Source organism: Puniceibacterium sediminis (assembly GCF_900188035.1).
GTDB classification, from domain to species: Bacteria; Pseudomonadota; Alphaproteobacteria; order Rhodobacterales; family Rhodobacteraceae; genus Puniceibacterium; species Puniceibacterium sediminis.
Map to the genome: position 1 here is coordinate 71,967 of NZ_FZNN01000013.1, position 14,574 is coordinate 86,540.

The 14,574-nt window shown below is 60.4% G+C and carries 11 protein-coding genes; 4 read left to right on the plus strand and 7 right to left on the minus strand.

The features are described from left to right. Window positions 1-88: 88 nt before the first annotated feature. Window positions 89-1,426, minus strand: a complete 1,338-nt coding sequence (locus CHB75_RS14300) for a sensor histidine kinase (RefSeq protein ID WP_089271627.1) — start codon at window positions 1,424-1,426, stop codon at window positions 89-91. 578 nt (window positions 1,427-2,004) lie between these two features. Between CHB75_RS14300 and CHB75_RS14305 the strand changes: the two genes are divergently transcribed. Continuing rightward, a complete protein-coding gene (locus CHB75_RS14305) occupies window positions 2,005-2,775 on the plus strand; it encodes an alpha/beta fold hydrolase (protein ID WP_089271629.1) in 771 nt (256 codons plus the stop codon). Window positions 2,776-3,495: 720 nt separating this feature from the next. Here CHB75_RS14305 and CHB75_RS14310 read toward each other — a convergent pair. Together CHB75_RS14310 and CHB75_RS14315 are read right to left on the minus strand one after the other, a co-directional pair. Beyond that, complete coding sequence (locus CHB75_RS14310; protein WP_089271631.1) at window positions 3,496-3,840, minus strand: hypothetical protein; 345 nt, start codon at window positions 3,838-3,840, stop codon at window positions 3,496-3,498. Window positions 3,841-4,035: 195 nt separating this feature from the next. After that, window positions 4,036-5,331 (minus strand): hypothetical protein, encoded by a 1,296-nt coding sequence (locus tag CHB75_RS14315; protein ID WP_089271633.1) that lies wholly within the window; start codon window positions 5,329-5,331, stop codon window positions 4,036-4,038. A gap of 51 nt (window positions 5,332-5,382) precedes the next feature. On the opposite strand from CHB75_RS14315, the gene lepA reads away from it, so the two are divergent. Continuing rightward, window positions 5,383-7,185: a translation elongation factor 4 gene (gene lepA, locus CHB75_RS14320; RefSeq protein WP_089271635.1), complete on the plus strand. Its 1,803-nt coding sequence runs from the start codon at window positions 5,383-5,385 to the stop codon at window positions 7,183-7,185. Between the two features lie 83 nt (window positions 7,186-7,268). Continuing rightward, window positions 7,269-7,931 (plus strand): hypothetical protein, encoded by a 663-nt coding sequence (locus tag CHB75_RS14325; protein ID WP_089271637.1) that lies wholly within the window; start codon window positions 7,269-7,271, stop codon window positions 7,929-7,931. A gap of 119 nt (window positions 7,932-8,050) precedes the next feature. Here CHB75_RS14325 and CHB75_RS14330 read toward each other — a convergent pair whose 3' ends face one another. The 3 genes from CHB75_RS14330 to meaB all read right to left on the minus strand — a co-directional run bounded on the left by CHB75_RS14330 (window position 8,051) and on the right by meaB (window position 10,920). After that, on the minus strand, window positions 8,051-8,485 hold the full coding sequence (locus CHB75_RS14330) for a hypothetical protein (protein WP_089271639.1): 435 nt from the start codon (window positions 8,483-8,485) through the stop codon (window positions 8,051-8,053). Window positions 8,486-9,385: 900 nt separating this feature from the next. Next, a complete protein-coding gene (rpmB, locus tag CHB75_RS14340) occupies window positions 9,386-9,676 on the minus strand; it encodes a 50S ribosomal protein L28 (RefSeq protein ID WP_089271641.1) in 291 nt (96 codons plus the stop codon). A gap of 260 nt (window positions 9,677-9,936) precedes the next feature. Further along, window positions 9,937-10,920 (minus strand): methylmalonyl Co-A mutase-associated GTPase MeaB, encoded by a 984-nt coding sequence (gene meaB / locus CHB75_RS14345; RefSeq protein WP_089271643.1) that lies wholly within the window; start codon window positions 10,918-10,920, stop codon window positions 9,937-9,939. Between the two features lie 206 nt (window positions 10,921-11,126). Between meaB and hrpB the strand changes: the two genes are divergently transcribed. Further along, a complete protein-coding gene (hrpB, locus tag CHB75_RS14350) occupies window positions 11,127-13,574 on the plus strand; it encodes an ATP-dependent helicase HrpB (protein WP_089271645.1) in 2,448 nt (815 codons plus the stop codon). A gap of 33 nt (window positions 13,575-13,607) precedes the next feature. On the opposite strand, the gene argF is transcribed toward hrpB, so the two are convergent. Then, window positions 13,608-14,534, minus strand: coding sequence for an ornithine carbamoyltransferase (argF, locus tag CHB75_RS14355; RefSeq protein WP_089271647.1), 927 nt, complete (start codon window positions 14,532-14,534; stop codon window positions 13,608-13,610). Between the last annotated feature and the right edge of the window lie 40 nt (window positions 14,535-14,574).

Below are 14,574 nucleotides of genomic sequence, written 5' to 3' on the forward strand. Positions count from 1 at the left end.
GTCGGCAGGGTTTCTGATTCTACCGGGCCAATGGGGCGGATCATCTACTTGTTCGTTCCGGGCGGCGGGCCGTTCAACCGTCACAGCTTTAGCTCTCGGAACCTTTGACGGAGTGGCCCAGCAGCGGGATCTTGCGTGGCAGATAAATGACCGCCCTTGTGCCCGAGGTTCCCGAGCTTATGCCAAATCCGCCATCAAGTTCCCGCGCGATGCCCAGGACCATGGCAAGGCCCAGCCCCGAGCCCTTGCCAACCGGCTTGGTGGTAAAGAACGGCTCGACCACATGCGGCAACAGCTTTGCCGGAATGCCCTCGCCAGTATCCTTGACCGAAATGGCCACGTGCGGGCCTGCGGGCAGAAACGTTCCGTCGGCCAGAAGGATGGGAGAGGACAGCGAAACCGCACTCGCACCGATTACCAGCTTTCCACCGTCAGGCATGGCATCCACAGCATTCACCACCAGATTTGTGATCGCCATAGACAGCTGGGTCCGGTCGGCCATTACATACAAGCTCTCTTCGGTGTGGCGCAGTTCGACCTGAATCATTCCGGTGATCACCCCCCCCGCGCGCCGCAGTACGTCGTCCAGAAGCTCGGCGCACTCCTGTAGAGCGAGCCTCATAGGTTCCTTGCGGGCATATATCATCAATTGCCGAACCGTCCGCGCGGCCTCGGTCGCTGCGGTCTGCGCGGTATCGATATTGGCTTCACGCTCTGCCAGGTCGTCTACTTCACGCAACAGTTCAAGACTGCCCAGAATGGCTGTCAGCTTGTTGTTGAAATCATGAGCGACCCCACCAGCAAGCTGTCCGACCGCCGCCATCTTCTGTGCCTGCGATGACCGGCGCGCTGATTCCTGAGCCGCCAGCCGGTTTTGCCGCGCTACCCGAAGCGCCTCGGCAAAATACCCCATCAATGCCAATCCCGAAATAACGACCCCCGCCTGCGCAATCGCGTTATCTAATTGGGGTACCACGCGTGCCAAAAGCGCCAGTAAGAAAAAGGATACCACCGCCACTTCGCCCACCACCATGAGCGGCGTGGTGTCACTGCGTCGAACCAAAAAGACAAGAATACAGCCGATCAGCGCTGCACCGACGATGGTCAGCGCCTTGTCATCCTGGGTGACAAGATAGCTCGGCATCCAGAGATAGCTGATCAGAACAAGTAGAAATAGCCCCCCAGCAATCAACGTGTCACGTTTCTTGATCGTGCCGTGTTCCGACAGGAAGCAGGTCCTTAGAAACAGGAAATAGGCAAGATGCGCGCCACTGAAGCCAAGCCCCCACAGCAGCGCGCTAGCCCAGGTGGTATAAAAATATAGCAAGACGCAACCGCCAAGGACACCAGAGACCCGGACGACGAATTCCCACTTCTCACCGTACTCGAGTTCATAGAGCCGGTTGATTTCATCTTTATCGTCCAAGTCGGGTCCTGAACCTAGCTCAATTGGCGGATGACCATCACAGCAGAACGGCCACCAAAATATTATCGACTTTCATAAGCCTGCTAAGATTTTTTGAAGATCAAAAAAATTCTGGCGACAAAAGGAGAGACGATCTCTTAATCTTCCTTTTGTGAGCGGTATTTTCCGGGACGTCCAGCCCGTTTGGAAAACGGCATTGAATTTCTCTCCTAATGCAGCGTGGAATCGGATCCCCACCGATCGGCACTCAGGACTCCACCTGCAGAATGCGGCAGTCGTGCGGGGCACCTCGCGGCATTTATCAAAGGCGTTGCCCCCCGATTTCGTGCGAGGTCTCTGATTTCTGAAGCGCCGGTTTCGCTTTCTGTGTTTAGGCAGGCGGTCCGGCCGGTTGCCAGTTTCGGGTTTTGCCTAGCCAGCGTTCCGGCTTTTGTAGCAATGCTTGGAATCCTGCCACAGCTCCTCGATGCCCACTGTTTTTTGCATTCCACCAACACGTCCCGCCGCCAGAGCAGACAAACGCGCAAATGCAACCTTGCCACTGGCACCGCCCGCGCCATCGCAGTATGACAGGCGTCATGCTGAACCAGACCCTTCACGGCACGCCCACGGGCAAGCCGCCGCTTATCATCGTGCACGGGCTTTACGGCTCTGCGCGCAACTGGGGTATCATCGCCAAACGTCTGTCAGATGACAGGCAGGTGATCGCCGTGGACCTGCGTAATCACGGCGACAGCCCCTGGACCGATAGCCACACCTACCACGACATGGCCGATGATCTGGCCAAGGTGATCGCAGCGCATGGCGGCACAGCCGACGTTCTGGGCCATTCTATGGGTGGCAAGGCGGCGATGGTGCTGGCGCTGACCTATCCCGAGAGCGTTGGCCGCCTGATCGTCGCCGACATCGCGCCGGTCGCCTATGATCACAGTCAGCTCCAGCACGTGCATGCAATGAAGGCCGTGGACCTGTCGCAGGTCGAACGTAGATCGGATGCCATAGCGCAGCTGGCCGAACATGTGCCGGACCCCGCCCTGCAGGCATTCTTCACCCAGTCTCTGGACGTAAAGGAAAAGCGCTGGAAGCTGAACCTTGACCTGTTGGCGCAGGAAATGCCCGGGATTCTGGACTTTCCCACGGTCGACGCCACCTTCGACCACCCGACGCTGTTCCTGTCGGGCGCAAACTCCGACTATGTCAAACCGGAATACCGCCCGGCCATCCGCGCCCTGTTCCCTAAGGCGCGCTTTGCCAAGATCCCGGGCACAACTCACTATCTGCATGCCGAAAAGCCCCGCGAATTTGAAGCATCGGTGCGTGCCTTCCTTGATTTCAGTGACACCGACTGAGCGGCTAGCTACGGATTTTGATTTGCGATAACGGCCAATCCATCTTGGCTAAGATGCGCCGCACAGGCTTGGTGACACCGATGGCATGCGACACGTTCCGAGGGCTGGTCGCGGGATTTCGGACCAGTTTCTAAGCTTTGGAAAATGATGAGTCGCCGACCTGAGATGACGAAACGCAAGCGCTATATTGGCGGGCTATATTGGCGGGTTGTGGATGCAAAAGTTTCTCAAGACTCTCACCTAGCACCACGTCACTGGCGCCGCCCTGCCAGACCCTACCCATGAGACCGCGACGCCCGGCTTGAACGACTCCGTCGGCCGCCGCAAACAAAAAGGCCCGGATCAGGGCTACACCCCATTACCCGTGTAAACCCATCGCAGACACTTGCAGTGTCCGGGTGTCTATGACGCCACCGACGCCACGTTCAGTATATCCAGAACCCCGTATTGGACTGTCCGCAAACCGTCAGACAGGTTGTTCAAAGCTAGTCGCGAACAGCCACCGCGCGGAGAACCGTTGGGACGCGTCGATGGCGTCGAGGATGGAGTGACCCGTATCTTAGCAATCCGTGCGGCTGTAAATGTCGGCACAGGTCTTCCGTTGCAGCGTCGGAAAATCCTGCCTCTGCGTTCTCTTAGCGTTGGAAAGAATAACCCAAATACCTCAGGTTTCTTCCCTTTCCAAATACGCACAAAAATCTCGAAGCCGAGGCAAAGATCTCAATACCCGGTACAACTGCGTTCTGCCTGCGCGGCAAAGGCCTTGTAGCGCAGCCAAAGATTTTCGTGGTTGTTCCGATCCGACTGGCGGATCTCTTGCGCACGATTGGGATCCTTGAAGAAGGTAACCGCGATGCGCTGATCCTGGCTGGTCAGCTCGCGATCCGCCACGGTCTGGATGCAGCCACACAACTGCGGATTGCGCGCCTTGCGGTCAGACGCCATGCAGGCCCGGCTGATCGGTCCCGAGGACAACTTTGTCACCTGGCCATAACTGCTTGACCGGTTGCCTCCGCCACACCCGGCCAGAATCGCCAGCACCGCCACTCCAAAGAGTATCCTCATCACATCTGCCCCTGACCTGCCCATATCACAAACCCGTGCCCGAGGGTTGCTCCCCCTGTTCCACGCGCTCCATGCCTCAAAGCCATCTATAACCCAAGAAAGGCCGCAGGTTCAATTCACGTTTACCGCAGGCCCCGTAGGGTGCGCATTCATTGCGCACCTCCCTCGTAGGGCGGGGTTCACCCCGCAACTCTTTCAAACTTCTCTCACAGGATTGTCCGGCAACATGGTCTCCGGCGCTGGGACCGGGTTTTCGTCCCCGAAAATCGCGTCGCGCAAAGCAATAATATTTTCAAGCCTTTGCTGCATGCCAAATTCGTCGCCTGAAACGAACCACAGTCCTCCGCAGAGCGCCGCATACAGCTTCCAATCCCCAAGGCTCGATGCCGCCTGTCTTAGAAACGCTTTCGAAAATACTGTTGGATTGGCCGTTTGCGCCTTGGCCAACTCTGTTTCAAGCAGCGATACCTTTGCGTTCAGCCGCCCAATCTCCTCGCGCAGCTTCTGTTCACTCTCTGGTGTGTGCACGTCGTGGCGCAAAACCGCACTGATCCGCAGCAGCGACTTTGGCACAGACTGCAGCGGCAAAAACGTCTCCGGCACCTGATTGGCCCCGGTTTGGCTATAAAACCGCTCGAAGGCATCCGAGATATCTACAGACAGCTTTTGGCATTGAATGGATCCAATAACCTTGTTCGCCAGCAATCGCTCAAGTGACCTGGGTTCAAATGCTTCCTGTCTGGGCTCTTGATCAGAGAACCGCTTTGCAAACTCCGCCTCAATCCTCGCAATCTCCTCAGCCACAGCCTGTGGCCCCGCGTCCCAGACTTCGGGCTCTATCAGTGCGACCTGCAATTGCAGGTCCCAATCCATCGGGGTGCCCTGCAACATGCCTGCGTACCAATCCCGCCAGAACGCCCAAAGCCCGTCCGGGTCCGGCAAGCCCGCGAAAGTCTCCCATTCCGAAAGCAGAGATTGTACCGGCGTAACGTAGGGCCACAGACTCTGACTGAAAACAGCCAGATAGCCGTCTGTTTGGCCACTTTCAGCATCCTTGTAGTCGGCGTAGTTGGCGGCCGAGTAGGCGGCGGAGTCAACAGAGTGAACGGACGAAGCGACAGCGTCGGCGGAGCGAATGGAGGAGAGAGAAGCGGAGTTAGCAGCGAAGAAAGCGGCAGAGTGCGCGGCAGCTGTGGCGGAGTATGCGACGTTGAGGAGGGATTTAGCGGCGGAGCGAGCCGTGTTTTCAACGCTGCTCATATCTGGGGTATGACATGTGATCGCAACCCAGGATAATAGGTTCGCCCGAAGGCAAGCGAGAACAAAGTCTTTTCCGTCAATTGCCCCAACCTTTTGATCAACCTCGGCCATGGCCGCCGGCAGCCTGCGCAGACTGGCCCGCGCCGCGATCATCCGGATCATCTGCAGGTCCTGCGTTTTCAGCCACGCCTCTAGCTGTTCGTCATTCTCGATCTTCTGAAATTCCGCCACGCCGCAATGCCACCTTGACCAAGCCACAAAAGCCTTACATATCCCTCGACCATGACCCAGCTCAGCCATATCCGCAACTTCTCCATCGTCGCCCATATCGACCACGGGAAATCCACCCTGGCCGACCGGCTGATCCAATCCACAAACACCGTCACCGCGCGGGAGATGAAGGAACAGCTTCTCGACTCGATGGATATCGAGCGCGAGCGCGGCATCACGATCAAGGCGAACACCGTCCGCATCGAATACAAGGCCGAGGATGGCGAAACATACATCCTCAACCTGATCGACACCCCCGGACACGTCGACTTTGCCTACGAGGTCTCCCGCTCCATGCGCGCGGTCGAAGGATCCTTGCTGGTGGTTGACGCCACGCAGGGGGTCGAGGCGCAGACGCTGGCCAACGTCTACACCGCCATCGACGCCAATCACGAAATCGTCCCGGTCCTAAACAAGATCGACCTGCCCGCGGCCGAGGTTGAGCGTGTCAAGGAACAGATCGAGGATGTCATCGGCATCGACGCCTCTGACTCTTGCCTCATCTCGGCCAAGACCGGCGTCGGCATCCCCAGCGTGCTTGAGGCTATCGTCAAACGCCTGCCCCCGCCCAAAGAAGGCGATCCCGACAAGCCGCTCAAGGCGATGCTGGTCGACAGCAAATACGACCCCTATCTGGGTGTTGTGGTCATCGTGCGCGTCATCGATGGCGTGCTGAAAAAGGGCCAGCGCATCAAGATGATGAAGACCGGCGGCACCTATGACATCGACCGCATCGGCGTCTATCGCCCCGCGATGATGGAGGTCAAGGAACTCGGCCCCGGCGAAATCGGCTATATCACCGCGCAGATCAAACAGGTCCGCGACACCCGCGTCGGCGACACGATCACCACCGAAAAGAAGGGCTGCGAGACACCCCTGCCCGGCTTCAAACCGTCGATTCCGGTGGTTTTCTGCGGCCTGTTCCCGGTCGATGCCAATGACTTTGAAGACATGCGCGACGCGATCGAGAAACTCTCGCTCAACGACGCATCGTTTACCTCTGAAATGGAAACCTCTGCCGCGCTTGGCTTTGGCTTCCGCTGCGGCTTCCTTGGGCTGTTGCACCTCGAAGTCGTGCGTGACCGGCTGGAACGCGAATACGACATCGACCTGATCACCACCGCGCCGTCGGTCATCTACAAGATTTTCCTGCGCGACGGGTCAGAGATAGAACTGCACAACCCCGCCGACATGCCCGATCCGTCGACCATCGACCACATCGAGGAACCGCGGATCAAGGCATCGATCCTCGTGCCTGACGACTATCTTGGCGATGTGCTGAAGCTGTGCCAGGATCGGCGGGGCGAACAGCTTGACCTTACCTATGTCGGCGCCCGCGCGATGGTGGTCTATGACCTGCCGCTGAACGAAGTGGTCTTTGACTTCTACGACCGCCTGAAATCGGTGAGCAAGGGCTATGCCTCCTTTGACTACCAGATGATCGGCTACCGCGAAGATTACCTTGTCAAGATGCAGATCCTTGTGAATGACGAACCTGTCGATGCCCTTTCGACCATGGTCCATCGCGACCGGGCCGAGATGCGCGGGCGCGCTATGGTTGAAAAGCTCAAGGATCTGATCCCCCGCCACATGTTCAAGATCCCGATCCAGGCGGCCATCGGCGGCAAGGTCATCGCACGTGAAACCCTTGCCGCGATGCGCAAGGACGTGACGGCCAAGTGTTATGGCGGCGACGCCTCGCGCAAGAAGAAGCTGCTGGAAAAGCAGAAGGCCGGTAAGAAACGGATGCGCCAGTTTGGCAAGGTGGACATCCCCCAAGAGGCGTTCATTTCCGCCCTCAAGATGGACAGCTGACCTACCATTTCGTGATCGCATGCCCCTGCCCGGCGCGCCCCGTCTGCATTAGACTGGCGTAAAAAACCCGAGCAGGAGCCGATATGCGCCCGATTCTGACCCTTGTACTGATACTGGCGACCCAGCCCGCCTGGGCCGCCGTCTGCGACTACCGGCCCAGCATCATCGCGGGCAAGGCCGGTGCGGCGGCGCGCGGCGGCACTGGCGCCCTCGTCGGGGCTGCGGGTGCAGGGGTCCGCGCAGCAGGGGCCTACACGCTCCAGCACCCGCAAACCGGCCTTAGCATGATCGGCAGCGCCGTCAGTACGGCCACCGCCGCCAGCGCGAGCATGGCAAGCGGTGCGGGCGGCGCACTGGGCACAGCCGCAGCCATCGCCACGGCCCCGGTCACCATCCTCATCGCCGGGGCCACTGCGGTCGCCATGGGCGGGTACGAGGGCGCCTGTTATTTGGGGGATGAGCGGATCACCGACATCGTGCAGATCACGGCGATCCTGCAGAACCTGTCAGACAACTCCGACCCCGCCCTGTTCGCGCTGATCCCCTGGGGAGCCAGTTATACGGACGGCGACGGAGAGAATGTCACCGCAGATCAGGCCCGCATCCGTGTCGGCTCGGCTGCCGGGGACGCGGCGTTCTACAACCTCGCCGACCTTTACATTGTCAATTCCATGCTGATGAACCGCGACCGCGGAAGGGATACGGCCATTGGGACTGTGGGATTGCAGGTCGTTGATGTGGAGTGAGGCGCTGTGCCAAGCTGCCCCTGAAATGAAACACGCGCCCGCCCCGAACGTATTTGCGGTGCAAATGCTTCCTCGGGACGAACGCGCAAGTCACGATTTCTGATGAAAAAGCGAAGAGATTAGCCTTTTGTGAATTCGACGACAGCCTCAAAGGACCAACCGAAAGCGCCCGTACCAGCGATAGGGAAAGCGCCGATCAGACTGGACCCGGCATACAGCGTGACGATGCCCGTGGACCAACTGCCGTCGACCTTGGTTCTGCCAGGCTTGCCCAGTATTGCGTCCGGTTTGGCGATGGGGACGGTAGGGAAGGCAAAGGCACCCGCGAAAAGGCCACTGTGATGGGTGACCTTGGTACTCTTGAAATGAATCTTGCCGAGGGCACCATCCAGATAGGTGATCCAGCCTTGCAGGTGCCCACCTTCCGGGCCTACGGTGAAAGTCGCCGAGATTGCCGCAACAGCGACATCCAGAGTTGGCGCTGCATTCGCCGCCGCCTGAAGGTCACTGACTGTCTTCTCCAGCGATCTGGTCATTTCTTTAGTGAATTCCATCATATCAATCCTTTGAAAAATTTGAGGTATTAGATTTTAAAATTTAGTCGTCTCAAAAAAGTGCTCTTATCCTCTCTAAGTAGTACGCGTGAGTCAAGAATTTTATCTGACGTGTATTGAACGGTAATGGCCTGACAGGGTCCGCCTTTATCCAATGGCCCGGGTAACGGCTTCCCGCGCGTGGAATAAATCGCACTCCCAAATGAAAAATCGGGCTTACATCAAATGCAAATTCGGATTTCAACCACAGCATGAAACGCCTCGTTACAGCGATTACCATTACCCTCGCCACCCAAACCGATGCCTGAGGGCAGGCTAATCACCTTGCCACCCACGTTGATCGGAATGCTCCGCAGGTTATGAACATGGCGTTCAACAACGTTCAGAATGTGGAATCCTGCTTTGCCGAACAGGTGGCACCGTCGTGAGCAAGGTCGTTACCTACTGCCCCAGCCTGAACATGCTGATCGAAGGTAAAAGCACGCTGGCATAGCGCATCAGAGCCTTGAGCCTTGAGCCTTGAGCCTTGAGCCTTGAGGTGGAGAACCGGACCTTTTCGGGCTCCGGCAACACGATTTCGGGGATGACCAAGAAGACCGGGCACGACATCTCCCTAACGTCAGAGGCAAAGGTCACACCTGCGGACGTGGTGCGGCTGATCGGGTTGCAGTGGCAGGGATACGCTTACATCCGTGCCTGCAGCCATCTCATCAGGGGTCTGCCCCTGCCCGCGCGTGGCCGCTGGCGGAAACCTGTGACAGTGCACCCGGACATGGGACGGCCTTGCCGCAAGGTTGCAAGGGAACGTCACGTTGCGATTGCCCCACCAACATGCATCGGAAACAGAAACAGCCCCGATTGCACGCAATCAGGGCTGAGAAATCTGTTCGGGCAGAAAGATCAGGCCTGAGCGACGAGCGCCTTGGCGATCTCTTTCTTGACCTTCAGCGCATCGGCCGAAAGTTCTGTATCCTTGGCCTTCGCCAAGAACCGGTCAAGCCCGCCACGGTGATCGACGCTGCGCAGCGCCGAGGCCGAGATCCGCAGCTTGATGCCACGGCCCAGAGCTTCGGACTGAAGCGTCACGTCGTTCAGGTTCGGCAGGAAACGCCGACGGGTCTTGTTGTTGGCATGGCTGACATTGTTGCCAGACATCGGGCCTTTTCCGGTCAGTTCGCATACTCGCGACATGGGTCCATCCTCGTCTTTGCTCTCGGCGATAGCCAGGACCTCACCAAAAAGCCCTTGCCTCACCCAATATGAAAAGGCGCCGCAAAGCCGCGCCCAGAATCTCGTTTCGGGTGGGTAAGCGTTTCAGCCGTGCGCGTCAAGAGGCCGGGGACGGTTGGGCGTGTCAGAGGCCGATGTTTTTCGCGCCTGACCTCGGCCAAAGTGGGCGCCATCAAAAAACACTCGAAACGTTTGGGGACATCTAAGTGAACGGCGCACCATCATCCGCGCCCGGAAAGATAGCCATCCAGCAGCTCCCTGGCTGCCGCCGCCGCCGTCATCTCACCCTTACCGACCCGTTCCGAAAGTGCCGCCATGGCCCCCTTCACCGGCTCGCGCGTGAGCCGGGCGAGAAGCCCCTCACGCACCTCGGAAGCGAACCAGAAGCACGCCTGATCCGCCCGCCGTGCCGCCCAGTGGCCATTTTCGCGCCGCCAGTCGATCAGCGCCTGCATCTCTTCCCAAGCCTTTTCCAGACCGGCCTCCTCCAGCGCCGAAACGGTCAGCGCCTTGGGGAACCCCTCAGGGTCCTGCGCTCGCTTGCGCAGCAGCCGCAGGGCCCCCGCATAATCCGCACAGGTGCGCATGGCCAAGGGTTTCAGATCCCCATCGGCCTTGTTGACCAGGATCAGATCGGCCATCTCCATGATGCCACGCTTGACGCCCTGCAACTCGTCGCCGCCGGCAGGGGCGAGCAACAGCACAAACAGATCGGACATCTCCGATACCACCGTCTCGGATTGGCCTACGCCCACGGTCTCGATCAGGATCACGTCGAAATCTGCCGCCTCGCACAGATTGATCACTTCGCGCGTCCGCCGGGCCACGCCGCCCAGATGGGTCTGGCTGGGCGACGGTCGGATAAACGCCTTGGGGTCCCGGCTCAGATGCTCCATCCGCGTCTTGTCACCCAGGATTGACCCACCAGAGCGCGCCGAGCTGGGATCCACCGCCAGCACCGCGACGCGCAGGCCCTGACCTGTCAGCATCAATCCAAAGGCTTCGATAAAGGTCGATTTGCCCACCCCCGGCGTTCCCGACAGCCCGATGCGCAGCGCCTGACGGCCCAGTGGTCGCAAGGCCTCCAACAGTTCGGTCGCGCGGGCACGATGATCCGCGCGTCCGCTTTCGACCAGAGTGATGCCCCGCGCCAGCGCACGCCGCTCTCCAGCAGCGATGCCCCGCGTCAACTCCTCGATATCCATGCTGCCCGGACCTCCTGTAATCTCCAAAGTGATGCCCTCTCATTCCCGAGTTTGTCCACCCCTTCAGAAATGCAGACCTTCAATCCCACTCATATCCCGCAAACATTCGGGGGAGCCCGAAGCGCCTCCACCTCGCTCCGGCACATCCCACACAGACTGCCGCCCCACACTTGCCGCCTCACCTCCAATCCCGCATAACCCACGCCATGACCACCCTTCCCATCGACGCGATCCTGCCCGACCTGATCACCGCCCTGCGCGCCCGGGGTCGTGCTGTGCTGCAGGCGCCCCCCGGCGCGGGCAAGACAACGCGCGTGCCGCTCGCCATGCTCGACGCGGGCCTCACCGCGCAGACCATCGTCATGCTGGAACCGCGCCGCCTTGCTGCGCGCGCTGCCGCCGAACGCATGGCCGAAACACTGGGCGAGCCCGTCGGCCAGACTGTCGGCTACCGCATAAGGGGCGAGGCAAAGGTTTCGCCCCAGACGCGGATCGAAGTGGTCACCGAAGGCATCCTCACCCGCCGTATCCAGTCCGACCCGGAACTGCGCGGCATCGGCGCGGTGATCTTCGATGAATTTCACGAACGCTCGCTCAATGCCGATCTTGGCCTCGCGCTCTGCCTTGAAATCGCAGGCGCGCTGCGCGACGATCTCATCCTGCTCGCCATGTCCGCCACGCTCGACGCCGCCCCGGTGGCCGACCTCATGCAGGCGCCGATCCTGACTTCGGAAGGGCGTAGTTATCCGGTCGAAACCCGCTGGCTTGACCGCCCCCTGCCCCGCGATCAGCGGTTCGAACCGGCAATGGCTGATCTGATTGCCTCGGCGGCTGCGGAATCCTCTGGCGGCATCCTTGCCTTTCTTCCGGGCGAGGGTGAAATCCGCCGCACCGAGGCTCTGCTGAAGTCACGCCTGCCCGCTGATCATCACATTCGCCCCCTGTTCGGGGCCATGGACTTTGCCGCGCAGCGTGCCGCGATTGCCCCGGCGAAAGAGGGTCGCAAGATCGTTCTTGCCACTGCCATCGCCGAAACATCGCTCACCATCGAAGATATTCTTGTGGTCGTCGACGGCGGTCGTGCGCGGCGTGCGCGCTTTGATCCTGGATCGGGCATGTCGCGTCTGATCACCCAAAAGGTCACGCGAGCCGAGGCCACCCAGCGCGCAGGCCGTGCGGGCCGTGTGGCACCGGGCGTGGCTTACCGGCTTTGGACGAAGGGAGAAGAGGGCGCACTTCTACCCTTTCCCCCGGCGGAGATCGAGGCCGCGGACCTTGCGGGCTTTGCCATGGAACTGGCGCTATGGGGCGCGCAGGCTGAGGCACTGCCCCTGCTGACCCCGCCAAATCCCGGCGCACTGGCCGAAGCGCAGGCCCTCTTGCAGATGCTCGGGGCACTGGACAGCGCGAACCGGATCACCGCCCATGGACGCCAGCTGGCCCGTTTGCCACTGCACCCACGGCTTGCTCATATGCTTGCCACCGCAGGGCCGAGCGCCGCACCGATGGCCGCACTTCTGGCTGACCGCGATCCGCTGAACGGGGCGCCTTCGGACCTCCTGCTCCGGGTCGAAGCGCTGCGTGATCCGCGCCAGTTTTCCGCGACACGGCCTTATGGCCTCAATCGTCCTGCCCTGAACCGCATCCAGACCGAAGCGCGCCGTCTGGCCAAATCAGCGCGGGCTCCGGCGAATGCTTCGATGCCTTCCCCAGCCCAGACCGCTGCGCTGGCTTATCCCGACCGCATCGGCCTGCGCCGCAAGGGCGACGCCCCGCGATATCAGCTTTCGGGCGGCAAGGGCGCGGTTCTGGGCGACAGCGATACGCTGGCCGGTGCCCGTCTGATTATTGCCACCGACCTTGATGGCAACCCGCGCGAGGCCCGCATTCGTCAGGCCATCCAGATCACCGAACCCGAACTGCGCGACCTGTTTGCAGATCAGATCGCATGGAAAAACACCTGCCACTGGTCGAAACGGGACCGCCGCGTCACGGCCCGTCAGCAGGAAAAACTCGGTGCCATCGCGCTCGACGACCGGATCTGGAAAGACGCCCCTGCCGACGCCCTAGCCCGGGCCATGCTGGAGGGGGTACGCGATCTGGGCCTGGCCCTTTCTGATCCCGCGCGCCGCTTTGTGGCGAGGGTTGGTATTGCCCGAGCCGCTGGCCATGCCCTGCCCGACATGTCCATTGATGGATTGACCGAGCGGCTGGAGGACTGGCTACTGCCCTACCTGAGCGGTGTGACCACAGCTGATCACTGGAAGAAGTTCGACCTGTTGCCAGCCCTGCGCGCGCAGCTCGACTGGGATGCGATGCAGGCACTGGACCGGGCGGTGCCGGGCAGCTTCACCACGCCGCTGGGCCGCCAGATCCCGATCGACTATTCCGGCGAGGCCCCGGAAATATCGCTGCGTTTGCAGGAAATGTTCGGCCAGACGAGCCATCCGACCGTGGGCAACACGCCGCTGCGTGTCACCCTGTTGTCCCCCGCCGGGCGCCCGGTGCAGACCACGCTGGATATTCCGGGCTTCTGGGATAGTTCTTACGACGATGTGCGCAAGGACATGCGCGGAAGATACCCCCGCCACCCCTGGCCCGAAAACCCACGAGAGGCCGATCCGACCCTGCGCGTCAAACCCAGGGGGACCTGAGCGTGCAGGGTCACACCGGGAAAGACAGCAGTATCAGACCTCAAGACACCAGCGCATGACCGCCTTCTGCGCGTGCAGGCGGTTCTCGGCTTCGTCCCAAATGACCGAATTCGGGCCGTCCATCACTTCTGACGTGACTTCTTCTTCCCGGTGGGCGGGCAGGCAATGCATGAACAGCGCGTCCGGCTTGGCATGATCCATCAATGCCCGGTTGATCTGATACGGGCGCAGCATGTTGTGGCGGCGTTCGCGGGCGGATTGCGCATCGTGCATGCTGACCCAGGTATCGGCGACCACCAGATCGGCACCTTCGACAGCCTTGGCCGGGTCCCTCTCTATCGTCACCGTGGCACCGGCATTGCGGGCAAGGCCGACGAACTCCATCTCAGGGTCGAGCTGTACCGGGCCCGTGAACGTCAGATCAAAGCCGAACTGGCCCGCGGCATGTAGCCATGAGGCGCAAACGTTGTTGCCATCGCCAGCCCAGACGACCTTCTTGCCTTTGATCGGCCCCCTGTGCTCCTCGAACGTGAGAACATCCGCCATGATCTGGCAGGGGTGCGTGCGATCAGTGAGGCCGTTGATTACCGGGACAGAGGCGTATTCCGCCATTTCCGTCAGCACCGCCTCGTCGAATGTCCGGATCATGATCATATCGACATAGCGTGACAGCACCCGAGCGGTGTCAGCGATGGTTTCGCCATGTCCCAGCTGCATGTCATTGCCGGACAGCACCATGGTCTCGGCCCCCATCTGGCGCGCACCGACGTCAAAAGAAACACGCGTCCGGGTCGATGGCTTTTCAAAGATCAGCGCGACCATGTGGTTGGCCAGCGGTTGTTCGGTATCCGGGGTCGCCTTGGGGGCACCGCGCCGGGCGGTCTTCATCGCTGCGGCGCTGTCGATCATGCCCCGCAGCGCGCCGGGATCAGTTTTGTGGATATCGAGAAAATGGTTCATTGTTCTTGCTTTTCTTGGCGGAGTTTCGGGGGCCATGCCC